Here is a 16,678-nt window from a genome sequence, read left to right as displayed (position 1 = left end):
CATGGATCTAGATCATTGGATTCGTCGCAGAGTTAGAATGGCTTATTGGCGACAGTGGCGAAAGCCACGCACTAAAGTAAGAAATTTAATGAGGCTAGGTGTTCGCGTTCAAGCTGCGGTAGCTTGTGGTATTACGAGTAAAGGCCCATGGCGTAGCTCCAAAACTCCGGGGATTAATCAGGCATTATCAAATGCTTATTTAAAAACCGAAGGATTATATTCGTTACGCGATGGATGGATTAAGCTTCACCATTCTAAGTGAAACGCCCTGTGCGGATCCGCATGCAGGGTGTTGTGGGGGCTGGAGGCTAGATACCTCCGGCTACCCGATTACACATTGACCGAGTACTTGAGGTCGCGCGCCTCATCTCCAGTCATGCCACGAAAGCCCCAACAGTGGGGTGGTTGTTCCTTGATCGTGACCTCAATATCCACGGGCGATATGCCAACCACGGACTCAATCTTGTTGAAGAGCTCCTTGATCAAGGCTTTTTGGGTCTCGGGAGTTCTGCCCTGCATCATATTGATCTCGATGGCAGTGTAGGCGGGCGTCCTGCCACCGGGGTAATAAAAATCCTCGGATTCCATAGGGATAAAGCGATGAGCCCGCTTGTCTTCTGGCATGCCCAAAACTGACTGCATACATCCGTGAATGACCTCAGAAAGCTGAGCCTTGACCGGATTAAGGTGTTCCTTGATTCCATAGATGACTATCACAATACCTCCTGCGATGTGTAACATTTTAATCATAGGCATGCGCGTTTAGCCGATTTCAATATACTGTCAAAAATTGAGGAAAGAGTTTGATTAGAAAGGAAAATTCCGTTTTCTGATCTGACTGCTTCCCTGCTAAACGCGCATGCGCATATATACCGCAACCGTGCACCTGTTATTCCCGCGCCCGTTCCTATAATTCATTGATTTTACAGCTTATCCAATTTCGCCGCACCGGTAAACCGAGCATTAAGTCGGACAAAACGAGCACGTTTTTCTGCAAAACCAAAAATAAACTGTATATTTAACCATGTAAGAGCAAATATCACATGGAGGGCGGTTTATGGCTAAAAGTCCATTTTTGGAAAGCATCAGATCAGAGATTCGTTTGCGTGGCTACAGCATGGAAATGGAGAAAACATAGATAAAGGGACACCCGTAATTTCTACACTGCATCTAATCCCGCGCAATCTGTCGCTGTTCACCTAAATTTCGCTTTTAACTGAGTTCATGATGACGTTATTCCGGTTATTCTGATTGGCAGGATCACAGAAGCTTTGTATGATCACTCACCTTCAACTTGTGCGTGTAAACCTGTATGAAACTGATCTCGTTTGATGCTTTACGTACGTTAAATTTCCCAGCAACGCCTTATATAAAACCCGATCACTATCTATCCCATGAAACGGAAATTAACGCTGCAGACTGGTTGTTATTTCCTGAGTATTGGCAGCTCAACGTTATGCGCTATGCCTTTAAAAAGCGCATATTCCCTTCACCGGCAAGCTATGCATTTGGGTATAACAAAGTAGAAATGACTCGCGCTTTTATGGCTGTAGCGCCAGCGCATGTTCCCTATACATTGATTCACGGTAATAGCCCTGAGAAAGCCGATGAAATCTGGCAAAAAATGCCCTTGCCCTTTGTGGCTAAAATCCCAAAAAGCTCTATGGGTGAAGGTGTCTTTCTTATAGAGTCTCTGGCAGACTGGCATCTGTACTGCCTACAAACCGATACTCTGTATGCCCAGGAATATCTGCCCATTGACCGTGACTTAAGAATTGTTGTGATCGGCGATAAGGTTGTTGGTGGTTACTGGCGAATTCAATCGGATAATGGTTTCCATAACAATATCGCCCGAGGTGGTGTCGTATTGGAAGGCCCGATACCGGAAGCCGCTATCAGGTTAGTGCTCAAGCTAGCAAGAACACTTGGTATTGATCACGCAGGCTTTGATATTGCGATGGTTGATCATTACCCCTTTGTGCTGGAGTTCAACCGGATGTTTGGCACCCAAGGCATAAATAAGCTTATTGGCGATACCACGCCGATGATTTTAGCGTATCTGGCATCCGCCTTAAACGACGACGACCAGCCGGATGGCCCGAATAACTTAACACCAAAAGGATTGAGACGTAGAAAATCCGCAGTAGCAGCCTAGTCTCTAAAAGGTCAAAAGATAAAAGAGGCTGAAAAAAAGGGCTGAAGAATATTCAGCCCTGTTGACGACGTTAGATTAACACTGAAAACGTTGGCTCTTATCGTGTAGTTGTTGCATCAACCGGTTAATACTCTCGCTGGCCTCGCTGGAGTTATCAGCTAATGATGCAGTAACTGCCGCATCATCAGACAATCGCTCTAGGGCAATATGCACTTTATTAACCGCATCATGTTGATGATGAGTCTGATCCGCCATCAGCCTATTTTTACTGAAAATAGCCTTCATCTCATCAGAGAGTATCGTTAGCTCTTCCTGTGTTTCATCAAGGCTTTGCATCCCTTTTTCACTGCTTTCAGAACTGTATTTCAGTTGGCTTGCCATGCATTCACTTGAGTGTTTCAAGTTCTCCAGCATCTCATGGATTTCTGTCGTGGAGGACTGAGTACGGCTGGCTAATTGGCGAACTTCATCGGCCACAACGGCAAAACCTCGACCATGCTCCCCAGCTCTAGCGGCTTCAATTGCTGCATTGAGCGCCAATAAGTTAGTTTGATCTGAAATACCGCGAATAACCTCAAGAACCTGCATAATATTTTCACTATGGGATAACAGCTTATCTAGCTCTCCCAGGCTCTGGGTCATATCTTTTGTCAGATTGCTAATCGCTTCATGGCTCTGCCCTAGTTGAGTTAAGGCTCTCGCGAGTACTGTGCCACCTTTATCTGAAAGCCCCGCCGCTTCCTCTGCCTGATCCGCAATAATTGAGACCTGTTCAGCTAACTGATCCATATGGTTCGAGATACCATTAATAGCCTGCTGCTGTTGAAAGGATGCTTCTTGAGTCTGGGAGGCTGCCTGCTGAACATTAGAGCCAATAGCCTCTGCTTCTTTGGCGGAATGCTGTACATCTAAAAGGGTATCCCGTAGACGATCAAACAGCTTATTGAGCTGTAGGCATAACTCCCCTACCTCAGCCCTGTCTGTTGTAGAGAACTGAGCCTTTAAATTCATCTCATCCGTCACGCTACCCAATTGTTGACGCAGGCGAGTGATCGGCCTTATCAAAATACCTGCCAGTGGGTATAAAACAGCCAAACTAGCCAAAAGTAAAAGCCCAGCAACCATCAGGGTATAGCGTTGATTCCCTTGAATCTGGGCCATAATTTCTACCACAGGAACCTCGGCCACTAAATAGCGCTGTAAAGCAGAAATATAGATAGCACCAATAAAAACAGGGTTTCCTGCACGCTCAACCCGATAGATACGAGAAGTGTCCGCAGAAACTCCCTGCCATTGCGTATTCACTAAAGGAGCAAAATCTGGGGATTGGCTAAGATTTTTCTTACCCGCAATAGAGGAGTCTGGATGGATATTAATTAAACCTTTTTTATCCGACAGCATCACAATACCTGATTCACCAATACGATAATTTTGTATCATATTCGCCATCTGGCTCATATTAAGCGCGGCCCCAGCGACGACTATCGGCTCACCGTTGGCCCGGGTCATATCGCTACTGTAATTTACGAACATCATCATCTTGCCGCCGCTGAGTTCATTCGTATCCAAATTCAACTCATATTCTTGACCTGACTTAATATAGCGGTAATACCAAGCATTATCAGGATTGCTAGTCGACATCTTTTGCACACTGAGCTTACCGGCATAATGATAGAAATAATCACCGGAAGGGAGTCTAATCGCCATAAAGGCCACTTCAGCATCAAGAGACTTAAACGTTTGGGCTAGGGCTTCTGCTATTTCAGGTAAGCGGGATTCATCGGCACCATCGCGAACCCAGCGTTGAATAAAGGTGTTGTTCGAGAGCGATTGCGATCCTGCAATGGCAGGGCTTAAAGCCGCTTCAATACGGGCAGATATCCCCGTGATAGCAGCAGGTAGCTCCTCAAGCTCTAGACGGTTCAGTCGGTCGTTGCTATTAAGACCTGATTGCAAGAATACAATCAGACATAAAACGATAGTTAGTACAATTGAAGAGGCCGCGAACAAACGTGCCCGCATTGATAATGCATTCCAAAAAGCCATGATGCTATCTCCAAACAGCGTATTCCATCAATCCGTGAATGATGATCATGTTTAAAACTGCTATTCATTTATTATCAGGTGATATTCAGCATCAAAAACTCGGCTGTAAAAGCCGAGTTTTATTTTTCACAATAAAATTAAGCGCTTACGTTTTTCGCAGCGATAATCTCTTTCCACTTGGCAGGGCCTGTGGTGTGTACGGATTCACCCTTAGTGTCCACCGCAACGGTGACAGGCATATCTTTTACTTCAAACTCGTAAATAGCTTCCATACCCATTTCAGGGAAAGCCAATACTTTGGCACTAACAATAGCTTTAGATACCAAGTAAGCAGCACCACCAACCGCCATTAAATAAACAGCTTTGTTGTCTTTGATCGCTTCAATAGCAACAGGGCCACGCTCAGATTTACCGATCATACCCAGCAGACCGGTACTTTCAATAATCTGGCGGGTGAACTTATCCATACGGGTTGCCGTTGTTGGGCCAGCAGGGCCAACGACTTCATCACGTACCGGATCAACGGGGCCGACGTAGTAGATAAAGCGGCCCTTCAGGTCAACGGGCAGCTCTTCGCCAGCATTCAGCATCTCAACCATTCGCTTATGAGCGGCATCACGACCGGTCAGCATTTTGCCGTTCAGTAGAACAGTTTCACCCGGTTTCCAGCTTTGTACGTCTTCGGGAGTCACTTCATCCAGATTCACACGACGGGTGCTTTCACCAACTTCGAAGGTGACTTCAGGCCAGTCATCCAAGTTTGGTGGTGTTTGTAACGCTGCGCCAGAGCCATCCAGCTCAAAATGAGCGTGACGAGTTGCTGCACAGTTTGGAATCATACAAACAGGCAAAGAAGCCGCATGGGTTGGGTAGTCTTTAATTTTAACGTCCAGAACCGTTGTTAAACCGCCAAGACCTTGAGCACCAATTCCCAAATCATTAACCGCTTCCATGATTTCTAGACGCAGTTCCTCAACACGATTTTTAGGGCCACGCTCACGCAGTTCATGGATGTCGATAGGATCCATCAGAGATTCTTTTGCCATAACAGCGGCTTTCTCTGCGGTACCACCAATACCAATACCCAGCATACCCGGTGGACACCAGCCTGCACCCATCGTTGGTACGGTTTTTTTAATCCATTCAACAATGGAATCGGATGGGTTTAGCATGGCCATTTTAGATTTATTTTCAGAGCCGCCGCCTTTCGCTGCAACCTGAACATCGACCTTGTTACCCGGTACAATCTCATAGTGGATAACGGCAGGAGTGTTGTCTTTAGTGTTGGTACGCGCTCCGGCTGGATCAGCCAAAATAGAGGCACGCAGTACGTTATCAGGGTTGGTATAAGCACGACGAACACCTTCGTTAATCATGTCTTCAAGGCTCATATCGCCTTCCCACTGTATCTGCATACCTACTTTTACGAATACCGTTACAATACCTGTATCCTGGCAGATAGGACGCTTACCTTCAGCACACATACGTGAGTTGATCAGAATTTGCGCCATTGCGTCTTTAGCTGCTGGGTTTTCCTCTCTCAGATAGGCCTCGTGTACCGCCTGAATGAAATCTACCGGATGGTAGTAGGAAATATATTGCAGCGCGTCCGCAACGCTATCGATCATATCGTCTTGACGGATTACAGTCGTCATCTTCAGAGTATCTCCTATCACGGTCTGTGCACGATCTGTGCTTAACTCCGGCACGCCAGAGTTCTTTTATTATCGCAGGCCAGAAAGATCCAGCGTTCTGCTACGTCATCGGTCATCTAAATACGCAAGATTATACACGATTTTATCTCGATACGGCTTTACCGAAAGATCAACTTTAGACAAAGACGACTATACTCAAATAACAGAAACAGCAACAAAAACACACAGCCCGTTACCGATGAGTCACGGAATATTAAGGGCTTTTCAACCAAACTAAAGCAATAAAGGTATATATTTTATTCGCGTTTAACATACCGACCATATTGCTCATCTAAGTTGGTTATCTAAATTAGCGACCTAATACCTCCTAGGCTGAAACGCTGCACCGCTCACTTTATCCGGTCAATTGGAATGAAAATAATAAAATGTCCGATGGCGAGAGAACGCCATGAACAGCGCCTACGTATCAAACGCCTTAGTATTTCAGCACTGTCTCACGGTATGTTGCTGATTATTCTGGCACTGGCCTTACTGCTTGATTTATTGAACAATTTTAGCATTGCTAATTTCTTTTTCTTCACTCTGTCTGCAATGGTTAGCCAAGTAACCTTCTGGTTACTATTCCATTATCGTATTAATTTGAAACTTCACGACCCGTCCCTTACCTTGCTTCAAATCACAACAACCATCGCTTGGTTTAGCCTGTTAATTAGCCTACTACCAGAAATACGAGGGAGCTTAACCATTCTCTATATTATGGTCATGCTGTTTGGTATTTTTCAGTTATCAACGCTGGAATTTGCCTGTGCTGGCTTATTCAGTCTCGTCTGTTTCGGCGGTATTATTATTGCGGACTTCCACCTACGGCCAGAGGAGGTTGACCTAAGGTTTGGCCTAATGCAGTGGGTTATTCTAGCCTCGGCACAAACGTGGATAGCTCTGTTTGCCAACTATGTACGACGGTTAAGTGTACGTTTGAAGAAGCAACGCCATGTCTTACAGCACAGCAACCGCAAGATGCGACTCGCCAATGAAGAATTAGAACAAGCAATGGAACAACTGGATGAAATTGCAGGCACTGATGAACTCACAGGTATTTTAAATCGTCGACGCTTTTTTGAAGAGAGTCGCTTACGGCTAGAAAATGCAAAACAATATCAGCCCTCAGTGCTTTGCATTATCGACCTAGATCACTTTAAGCAAGTGAATGACCGTTTTGGTCATCAGGTCGGGGATTCCGTTTTAGAACGTTTTTGTCAAATCACCCGAGAGTGCCTTAGGGGCAGCGACCTTTTTGGTCGCTATGGTGGAGAAGAGTTTATTCTGCTATTGCCTCAAACGAATCAGGAAAGCGGTATGCAGATTGCGGAGCGGATTAGGCATACGTTTTCACAGTACACCTTTGACACAATAGAAGAAGGTTTAACCTTCAGCGTTTCCATTGGTATTACCCTGCATCGCTACGGAGAAACTATCGAAGATACTCTGAACCGAGCGGACAAAGCACTATATAAAGCAAAAGACTCTGGAAGAGATCAAACGGTTTATATCTCAGCAACTGACGCTACCGCTTAGCAGAAAAATCAATCACCCCATGATTAGTGGGTTGGCTTAGCAAGGGATTTAAAACAATCGGCCCATACCGAGCTAACTTTTTGGCAAACCACAAATTCTGGATTGAGAAGGTTATCTTCTTGGTTATAGCGTAACGGTTTCAGCTCATCGTCTAAAACAGCCCCTCCCGCTTGCTCTACCACCGCCTGAGCCGCGGCCGTATCCCACTCGCTGGTAGGGCCAAAGCGAACATAAAGATCACTTTCACCGGCGGCAATTAAGCACAGTTTTAATGAACTCCCCATAGGGACATTGCTGAACGCGGGTAAATGATCACTAAAGGCGGCCAAGCGTTCAGCCCCGTGGGAGCGACTACCAACCACTCGCCAAGATGTTGGTTCAAAGGTGGGATCTAACTTAAGCACAACAGGCGCTGCCTTTGCGTACTGTGCATGAGCCCCCACCCCAACAGCGGCTGTATACAGCCAATCTTTCACTGGGGCGTAAACGACACCTAGCACGGGTTTGCCATCTTCGATTAACGCGATATTAACGGTAAATTCACCATTGCGCTTAACAAACTCTTTAGTGCCATCTAACGGATCAACCAGCCAATAGCGCTGCCATGTTTGGCGCTCTGCCCAAGGAATATTTGTACTCTCCTCTGATAGCACGGGAATATCCGGTGTTAGCTGTTCCAGCCCTTCAACAATACAGTGATGGGCCGCTAGATCTGCTTTTGTCAATGGGCTCGCATCAGACTTATAGCTCACCCCTAAATCGGTTTCCTGATAGACCGCCATAATGGCATCACCGGCTTGGCGGGATAGTTCAGCAATTTTAGGCAGCCATTGAGGTAACAAAGTCTTTAAATTTGTCATAGACACTCCAAAGCAAGAGAAAATGATATGCGGACAAACAGGTTTAGATTAAGTACTGCAGATTTTAGATTAAGTACTGCGGGTTAAAGTACTACTGATTAATAAAGCACTGCGGCCATGGCATAACTTAACAATAACAGGCTACCGAATATCGCGTGAAAGCGTCCTGTTAGCGGTGTAATACTCACACGCTGCGCTGCCGGTACATTAAGTAACTGCCAAGGCGCCTTCAGTGCAAAAATGCTAAGCAACACCCAGCCTGTAAACGGCATATAACCCAGCAACCACAGTAACAAGACCGAAATATAAGCGGCCACTACCATCACTTTATAGATCATCACCGCTAGCTGATAACCTATTCGTACCGTCATGGTTCTTTGCCCAACAGCAGCATCACTTTCAAAATCCCGCAGCTCATTACTCAGTAGCATCAAGGCTGTCAAAATACTTAATGGGATCGACTGGATTAATACACTAAAAGTAAAATGACCGGTCATCACATAGGCTGACCCTGTGATCATTAGAACCCCCATCATAAAAAAAACGATGGGAACCCCTAGTCCACGGTTCTTATAATTAATCGGTTCTTGGGTATAAAAATAAGCACCAGAAAAACCAATCAAACAGAGCCATAAGAGATCAAGCCCTCGTAAGCTCATTAGATATAAGGCAATGACTGTCGCCGCAAGAAAGCAGGCTAACCCTAGCTGAAAGTTGCGTTTAATCGCCTGTGCAATCACCTGCTTCTGCTGATCATTACAATGAGGAAAACGCTGATCGAGCTCTTTTAGGTCTGAGTGATCATTAATCAGATTCACCGCAAATTGCAGCAAAATACCACCAAGAAGAAGAGCAACAGCAAAGAATATCGGTGCGCTACTCTCCTGCCAGCCTAGAATAATGCCTTGTAAACAAGAGAGTACAGCAACAACAAGTGAGAAAGGGCGTGTCGCTTTTAACAATCGGTATTTCTCACCATAACTCTGGGAGCCATTAAGTGCTGTTGCTGTCATCCTTATTCCTTAATGCATTGATAAAGTTCAGGTTATTTTAGATCACGCATCAAAAGAGCGTATTCAAGATCTGCTTCGTTTAAACCTGTTCCATCAAGCGGCATACGAATAATATGGCCATTACCTGGAGCCACTTTCATATCTTCACCTTTACGGTTTTCCATTTGAGGCAGTACAAAGCGACGGTTGCCGCCAGGTAGCATCAATTCCAGTGTATCGCCTGCTTCAAAACGGTTTTTAACATCAATTTCCAGCATATTACGCTGAGCGTCAAAGCTCATCACTTCGCCCACAAACTGCTGGTTTACGCCAATAGAGTTACCCGTTTCGTAATTTTGGTACTCATCATGCACATGACGACGATAGAAGCCTTCGGTGTAACCACGGTGCGCCATATTCTCTAGCGTATCCATTAAGCTCATATCAAACGGACGACCGGCAACCGCGTCATCAATTGCTTTACGATACACTTGAGCGGTACGAGCAACATAATAATGCGATTTGGTACGACCTTCGATTTTCAGAGAGTGAATACCCATTTTGGTCAGGCGTTCAACATGCTGAACAGCACGCAGGTCTTTTGAGTTCATGATATAGGTGCCGTGCTCATCTTCATGAATAGGCATTAACTCACCGGGGCGGGAAGCCTCTTCAATCAAGGCTGATAAACCTTCGCTACCAGCTTCATGATGCATAGCCCCCGGTGATGCATTCCCCGCACTGCCTGTAAGTTCAGAGGTTTTAGATTCAGAGGCTCCACGATCCATAGACGGGTCCCATACGCCCGCAGACTGATCCACTTCAGATAATGGAATCAGATCACCTGTGGCATCCGTTTGCGTTTGAATCGTGTTGTAGTTCCAGCGACAGGCGTTAGTACAGGTGCCTTGGTTCGGATCACGGTGATTAAAATAACCCGACAATAGACAGCGACCAGAGTAGGCGATACAGAGCGCACCGTGGACAAAGGTTTCTAGCTCTAAACCAGGGCACTCGTTACGAATCTCTTCAATTTCTTCCAGTGATAGTTCACGGGATAAAATAATGCGCTTAACACCTTGTTGATGCCAGAATTTTGCCGCCGCAAAATTCACCACATTAGCCTGTACAGACAAATGAATAACTTGATCAGGCCAGCGCTCACGAACCATCATGATTAAGCCTGGGTCCGACATGATTAATGCATCAGGCTTCATCTCAACAATCGGAGCCATATCGTTCATATAGGTACGAACTTTAGCATTGTGAGGTGCAATGTTACTGGCGACATAAAACTGCTTACCACGCTCATGGGCGTACTGAATACCCTGTTCAAGGTTTGCCAGTTTAAAGTCATTATTACGTACACGAAGACTGTAGCGGGGTTGTCCGGCATAAACGGCATCTGCACCATAGGCAAATGCGTAACGCATATTTTTAAAAGTTCCCGCTGGGGATAGAAGCTCAGGTTTAAACATATCAACCTCTTCAGTGTCTGGTTGCAGGCCAGATCCACCCTGTGAAGAAAACGCGCACTGCACACGTAAAATCGAAAGTTGGCGATTCTACCACAGTCCCAAAACGACAACAGTTTTATCCCCATAGATTTAGTAATGGTTAAGCCATAAAACCGTAACCTTCCTGCAATATTTTTTTTATAGCCTGCTTATAACTATGTAGTTCTACATGCTGTTCTAAATAGATGGCTCTAACAACAGCCACTTTATTACGGCCATCTCATTTCGACTAAAAATAACGAATTCAATCACAACCATCTCCTCGACGTTAAGGAAGTAGATATGAAAATTAAGGCACTGGCAAAAGCACTATTAATCACAGGCGCCGTAGCAGGAATGACCGCTTGCGCGCAGATGGATACCGCTCAAAAAAGCGTGCAAGAACAGATGCAACAAACTAAGGCTTTATATGAAGTTCATCATGATGATGGCCGTATTTATTTCTTCTATGATCAATCAACCTATGCCCACTTTCTAGAACATGGTGAAACACCTTACGCATTTAAGCGTATCGCCTCTGGCCCCCATGGCGAAACCTTGGTGTTTGGCTTAACCAGTAAAGACAAAAGCAAGCTGTCTGGCGTACCAAGCGTAGAGATGTATGACGGTGAGCTTATGCCGGAAGCATTTTATGGAGAAATGCGTGTTGAAGGCCGTATCTATGTGTTCTCAACGCTAGAGGATATGAATGACGTACGTACGACAGGGGAAGCACCTTATCGTTTCACTCAGATTGGTGAAGGCCCTAACGGTGAAACCGTTGTTTATGTCTTAAACGGTAGTAACAAGAAAAAACGCCCAGATGCTTTGATTGCCAAATTTAAAGCACAGTACCTGTAACAATACCTATCATTAAAGCTGATATAAAATTGCCATAAAAAAGGCGACCCTAGGGCCGCCTTTTGGTGTACTTAGCGTACACTCAGTCTTACGAGAACGGTTGAATTATTTCCAACCCGTTACTTCGCGAAGACCATCTGCAATGCCTGCTAGAGAACGAACGGTTTTAACGCCTGCATCTTCTAGAGCCGCAAATTTATCATCTGCAGTACCTTTACCACCAGAGATGATCGCACCAGCGTGACCCATACGCTTACCTTTAGGTGCAGTAACACCAGCAATGTAAGACACAACAGGTTTAGTCACGTTAGCTTTGATATAAGCAGCCGCTTCTTCTTCAGCAGTACCACCGATTTCGCCAATCATAACGATCGCTTCAGTCTGTGGATCTTTCTCGAATAACTCAAGAATATCGATGAAGTTAGAACCAGGGATCGGATCACCACCGATACCAACGCAAGTAGACTGACCGAAGCCTGCATCAGTCGTTTGCTTAACCGCTTCATAAGTTAGAGTACCTGAACGCGATACAATACCTACTTTACCTGGCAGGTGAATGTGACCCGGCATAATACCGATTTTACATTCCCCTGGCGTGATAACACCTGGGCAGTTAGGGCCAACCAGCTGAACACCCAGCTCGTCGCACTTAACTTTACAATCCAGCATATCAAGAACAGGAATGTGCTCAGTGATACAAACGATCAGCTTAATACCTGCGTTAGCCGCTTCAAGGATAGAATCCTTACAGAAAGGGGCTGGAACGTAGATAACAGATGCATCAGCACCTGTTGCTTCAACCGCTTCAGCAACCGTGTTAAACACAGGACGATCAAGGTGAGTTGTACCACCTTTACCTGGTGTTACACCGCCAACCAGTTGTGTGCCGTATTCAATCGCTTGCTCAGAGTGGAAAGTGCCCTGACCGCCAGTGAAGCCTTGGCAGATTACTTTAGTGTCTTTGTTAATTAAGATAGACATTGTATTAGTTCCCCGCCGCTTTAACCGCTTGTTCAGCAGCGTCAGTTAAGCTTTCAGCTGCGATGATATCTAGGCCAGATTCGCTAAGAACCTTCTTACCTAGGTCGGCATTTGTACCTTCAAGACGAACAATAACAGGTACGTTAACGCCCACTTCTTTCACCGCACCGATGATACCTTCAGCAATCATATCGCAACGTACAATACCGCCAAAAATGTTCACCAGAACTGCTTTCACTTTGTCATCAGACAGGATCAGTTTGAATGCATGAGCAACACGCTCTTTAGTCGCACCGCCACCTACGTCAAGGAAGTTAGCAGGGAAGCCACCGTGCAGAGCAACGATATCCATCGTACCCATCGCTAGGCCCGCACCGTTAACCATGCAGCCGATGTTGCCATCCAGTGCTACGTAGTTAAGATCCCATTCAGCCGCTTCAGCTTCACGAGCATCTTCTTGTGAAGGATCATTCATCGCCTGTAGATCTTTGTGACGGTAAACAGAGTTACCATCAACACCTAGCTTCGCATCTAGACAGTGTAGATCACCGTCTTCTTTGATCACTAGAGGGTTGATTTCGATCAACGCTAGATCTTTTTCAACAAACAGTTTCGCCAGACCCATGAAGATCTTGGTGAACTGGCCAACTTGAGTCTTGTTCAGACCCAGTTTGAAGCCTAATTCACGACCTTGATAAGGCTGAGCACCAACTAGAGGATCGATAACTGCTTTAAGAATCTTCTCAGGAGTTTCTTCAGCAACTTTCTCGATCTCAACACCACCTTCGGTGGATGCCATGAAAACGATGCGACGGCTTGCACGGTCAACAACCGCGCCCAGATATAGCTCGTCAGCGATGTCGGTGCAGGTTTCTACCAAAATTTTAGAAACAGGCTGACCATTTTCATCCGTTTGGTATGTAACTAGGTTTTTACCTAACCAATTCTGAGTAAACTCAGCGGCTTGTGCCGGAGTGTCAATAAGCTTCACACCGCCAGCTTTACCACGGCCACCGGCGTGAACCTGTGCTTTAACTACCCACTTGTCACCACCAATTTTCTCACACGCTTGCGCGGCTTCTTCTGGGGTGTCTACAGCAAAACCTTTGGAGACAGGCAGTCCGTATGCGGCAAAAAGCTCTTTGCCTTGATATTCATGAAGATTCATACTGCTAAGCCATTTTTTTGTGCACTAACACTATTGGCGACACCTTGGGGTAGGTGTCGCCCCCTGCTACGGTTGCCCGTAATTTTTGTTATTTCTTACGTTTTAACGGTCTTACGTATTTAACAATCTTACTTACGCTTTTTACGGTTCGGCATGTGAATCGCATGGCCATCAACAGCCAATGCTGCTTCGTGAACAGCCTCAGACAATGTCGGGTGAGCAAAACACATTAGTGCTAGATCTTCAGCGCTGGAACCAAACTCCATAGCGATCACACCCTGATGGATCATTTCACCAGCATTCTGGCCGATAATATGCATACCCAAGATACGATCAGTATCTTTCTGAGTAATAATCTTCACCATACCGTCGGTACAACCATTGGTCATGGCACGACCTATAGCGGTGAACGGGAAAACACCCGTTTCATATTCAGTACCTTCTGCTTTCACGTCTTCTTCGGTTTTACCCACAGAAGCGATTTCAGGGAAGGTATAAATAACACCAGGAATAGCGTCGTAATTCATTTCAGCTTTATGGCCGGCAATGATATCAGCAACTACAACACCTTCTTCAGATGCTTTGTGTGCCAGCATAGGGCCACGAACCACATCACCAATCGCAAAAACACCCGGTACAGAAGTACGGCAGCTGTCATCAACGAAGATAAAGCCACGCTCATCCAGAGAAACACCGCAATCATTAGACAGCAAAGCTTCAGTGTATGGACGACGACCCACGCAAACGATCAACTTATCAAACGTCTGCTGCTGTTCACCTTTAGAGTCGGCATAAGTAACAACGACTTCACTGCCGTTAATTTCCGACCCAGTAACACGAGCACCAATCTTGATATCCATGCCCTGTTTGGTCAGAATTTTCTTAGCTTCTTTAGCGATCTGTTGATCGGTAGAGGCTAAGAAAGAGTCTTGTGCTTCCAGTACGGTCACTTCAGAACCTAGACGCTGCCATACAGAGCCTAATTCCAAACCGATCACACCACCACCGATCACACCCAAACGGCCTGGAACTTCTTCAAAGTCCAGTGCACCAGTTGAGTCAACAATCAGACCTTCAGTCAGAGGTGTTGGTGGGATTTCTACCGGAACAGACCCTGAAGCGATAATGATATTTTCCGCTTCAACAATCTGAACAGAACCATCATGAGCAGTAACTTCTACTTTCTTACCGCTCAGTACTTTACCCGTACCGTGCAAGCCAGTAACGCCGTTTGCTTTAAACAAACCCGCGATACCTTGAGTCAAGTTACCAACGATTTTGTTCTTACGGGCGATCATTTTCTTAACGTTCATTTTAACGTCAGAAACTTCAATACCCAGATCAGCAAAGTCGTGCTGAGTTTCAGCATACTTATGGGAAGCTTCTAGCAATGCTTTTGATGGGATACAACCCACATTCAAGCAAGTACCACCATAAATAGGCTTGCCTTCTTTGTTCAGCCATTTTTCAACGCAAGCTGTTTTCAGGCCAAGTTGTGCCGCACGGATAGCTGCAACATAACCGCCAGGACCTGCACCGATGACAACTACATCAAATTTTTCAGACATTATCTTTTCCTGTCTCTCGTGTCATGAGTGATCAAACTGTATTTAAACTTCCAGCAGGATACGCGCTGGATCTTCAAGAAGTTCTTTGATTGTAACAAGGAACTGTACAGCATCTTTACCATCTATCATACGGTGGTCATAAGACAAGGCAAGATACATCATAGGACGAATCTCTACCTGTCCGTTAACAGCCATAGGTCGTTCTTGAATCTTATGCATACCTAGAATAGCCGTCTGAGGCGCATTAAGAATCGGAGTAGACATCAAAGAACCGAATACGCCACCATTAGTAATGGTGAACGTACCGCCGGTCATATCCGCAATACCTAGCTTGCCATCACGGCCACGCTTAGCATACTCACCAATACCTGATTCTACATCGGCAAGGCTCATGGTGTCAGTATCACGTAAGATAGGCACAACCAAACCACGTTCGGTAGAAACCGCAACACCAATATCATAGTAGCCGTGGTAAACGATATCAGTACCGTCAATGGAAGCATTAACATCCGGGAAGCGTTTAAGCGCTTCAGAAGCTGCTTTAACAAAGAACGACATAAAGCCTAGGCGTGTACCATTGTGCTTTTTCTCGAACATATCTTTGTATTTTTTACGCAGTTCCATAACAGGCTTCATGTCCACTTCATTATAAGTGGTCAACATGGCGGCTGTCTGCTGAGCTTCGACTAAACGCTTAGCAATCGTTTGACGCATACGACTCATAGGCACGCGTTTTTCTACACGCTCACCCGGTGCAACACTAACTGCAACAGCCGGTACTGACGCAGGAGCTGCTTTAGCTACACCAGACTGTACTGCTTTCTGTACGTCTTCTTTCGTAACGCGGCCACCTTTACCTGTACCGCTTAGCTTGGCAACATCAAGATTGTTTTCTTGAGCCATTTTGCGTGCAGCAGGGCTAAGAATCTTGTCACCAACTTGTACCGTTTCTTCTTCAGCAGCCGCTGGAGCAGATGCTTCATCAGCAGCGGCTGGAGCTGTAGCCGTACCAACGGCACCTTCTTCAAAGATCGCAATCAGCTCGTCACTTAGTACGGTTGAATCAACGTCTTTGACAATCTCTTTCAATGCACCAGCGGCAGGAGCAACAACTTCAAGAACAACTTTATCGGTTTCAATTTCAACCAATAGTTCGTCACGCTCAACGGCTTCACCGGGTTGTTTATTCCAGTTGATAATCGTGCCGTCTGCAACAGACTCAGGGAAGACGGGAGCTTTAATTTCAGTAGCCATGTTCGGTCCTTTCTGGATTGTTCTGTGTTTGCACAAACAAAAACAGTTAGCGCCCCTTCACTTGAGA

General features: G+C 45.7%; 14 protein-coding genes. 4 read left to right on the top strand and 10 right to left on the bottom strand.

The genetic code is table 11. The annotated features are described in order from the left end of the window. Nucleotides 1-262 (top strand): hypothetical protein (locus G517_RS21410; RefSeq protein WP_425413778.1); only part of this gene is annotated, 262 nt, incomplete at its 5' end. A gap of 68 nt (nt 263-330) precedes the next feature. Here the strand turns inward: G517_RS21410 and G517_RS0114480 are convergent. After that, on the bottom strand, nt 331-717 hold the full coding sequence (locus tag G517_RS0114480; protein WP_028305006.1) for a tautomerase family protein: 387 nt from the start codon (nt 715-717) through the stop codon (nt 331-333). A 595-nt stretch (nt 718-1,312) separates the two neighbouring features. Here G517_RS0114480 and G517_RS19380 point away from each other — a divergent pair. Beyond that, nucleotides 1,313-2,155, top strand: a complete 843-nt coding sequence (locus G517_RS19380; RefSeq protein WP_051206431.1) for an ATP-grasp domain-containing protein — start codon at nt 1,313-1,315, stop codon at nt 2,153-2,155. Between the two features lie 75 nt (nt 2,156-2,230). Here G517_RS19380 and G517_RS0114470 read toward each other — a convergent pair whose 3' ends face one another. Both G517_RS0114470 and G517_RS0114465 read right to left on the bottom strand, forming a co-directional pair. After that, nucleotides 2,231-4,201: a methyl-accepting chemotaxis protein gene (locus tag G517_RS0114470; RefSeq protein ID WP_028305005.1), complete on the bottom strand. Its 1,971-nt coding sequence runs from the start codon at nt 4,199-4,201 to the stop codon at nt 2,231-2,233. A 137-nt stretch (nt 4,202-4,338) separates the two neighbouring features. Then, on the bottom strand, nt 4,339-5,856 hold the full coding sequence (locus tag G517_RS0114465) for a fumarate hydratase (protein ID WP_036591539.1): 1,518 nt from the start codon (nt 5,854-5,856) through the stop codon (nt 4,339-4,341). A 411-nt stretch (nt 5,857-6,267) separates the two neighbouring features. On the opposite strand from G517_RS0114465, the gene G517_RS0114460 reads away from it, so the two are divergent. After that, nucleotides 6,268-7,431, top strand: coding sequence for a GGDEF domain-containing protein (locus tag G517_RS0114460; RefSeq protein WP_084632275.1), 1,164 nt, complete (start codon nt 6,268-6,270; stop codon nt 7,429-7,431). Nucleotides 7,432-7,454: 23 nt separating this feature from the next. On the opposite strand, the gene cysQ is transcribed toward G517_RS0114460, so the two are convergent. From cysQ to trhP, 3 genes are all read right to left on the bottom strand, one after another. Beyond that, on the bottom strand, nt 7,455-8,291 hold the full coding sequence (cysQ, locus tag G517_RS0114455; RefSeq protein WP_051206430.1) for a 3'(2'),5'-bisphosphate nucleotidase CysQ: 837 nt from the start codon (nt 8,289-8,291) through the stop codon (nt 7,455-7,457). Between the two features lie 98 nt (nt 8,292-8,389). Then, nucleotides 8,390-9,304: a prenyltransferase gene (locus G517_RS19375; RefSeq protein WP_051206429.1), complete on the bottom strand. Its 915-nt coding sequence runs from the start codon at nt 9,302-9,304 to the stop codon at nt 8,390-8,392. Between the two features lie 32 nt (nt 9,305-9,336). Next, entirely contained in the window at nt 9,337-10,761 is a 1,425-nt protein-coding gene (gene trhP / locus G517_RS0114445) for a prephenate-dependent tRNA uridine(34) hydroxylase TrhP (RefSeq protein ID WP_028305001.1), read from the bottom strand. A gap of 321 nt (nt 10,762-11,082) precedes the next feature. Between trhP and G517_RS0114440 the strand changes: the two genes are divergently transcribed. Next, on the top strand, nt 11,083-11,640 hold the full coding sequence (locus G517_RS0114440) for a hypothetical protein (RefSeq protein ID WP_028305000.1): 558 nt from the start codon (nt 11,083-11,085) through the stop codon (nt 11,638-11,640). 105 nt (nt 11,641-11,745) lie between these two features. Here the strand turns inward: G517_RS0114440 and sucD are convergent, their stop codons facing one another. The 4 genes from sucD to odhB form a co-directional block, all read right to left on the bottom strand. After that, the gene (gene sucD, locus G517_RS0114435) at nt 11,746-12,621 is read right to left on the bottom strand and encodes a succinate--CoA ligase subunit alpha (RefSeq protein ID WP_028304999.1); all 876 of its coding nucleotides are present in this window, start codon (nt 12,619-12,621) and stop codon (nt 11,746-11,748) included. 4 nt (nt 12,622-12,625) lie between these two features. Beyond that, complete coding sequence (sucC, locus tag G517_RS0114430; RefSeq protein WP_028304998.1) at nt 12,626-13,789, bottom strand: ADP-forming succinate--CoA ligase subunit beta; 1,164 nt, start codon at nt 13,787-13,789, stop codon at nt 12,626-12,628. A gap of 128 nt (nt 13,790-13,917) precedes the next feature. Next, on the bottom strand, nt 13,918-15,357 hold the full coding sequence (gene lpdA, locus G517_RS0114425; protein ID WP_028304997.1) for a dihydrolipoyl dehydrogenase: 1,440 nt from the start codon (nt 15,355-15,357) through the stop codon (nt 13,918-13,920). A 42-nt stretch (nt 15,358-15,399) separates the two neighbouring features. Further along, the gene (gene odhB, locus G517_RS0114420; RefSeq protein WP_028304996.1) at nt 15,400-16,611 is read right to left on the bottom strand and encodes a 2-oxoglutarate dehydrogenase complex dihydrolipoyllysine-residue succinyltransferase; all 1,212 of its coding nucleotides are present in this window, start codon (nt 16,609-16,611) and stop codon (nt 15,400-15,402) included. Nucleotides 16,612-16,678: the final 67 nt, after the last annotated feature.

The sequence above is a fragment of the Oceanospirillum maris DSM 6286 genome, assembly GCF_000422865.1.
GTDB classification, from domain to species: domain Bacteria; phylum Pseudomonadota; class Gammaproteobacteria; order Pseudomonadales; family Halomonadaceae; genus Oceanospirillum; species Oceanospirillum maris.
The sequence above is the reverse complement of the archived record's forward strand: the minus strand, read 5'-3'. Positions and strand labels throughout refer to the sequence as shown.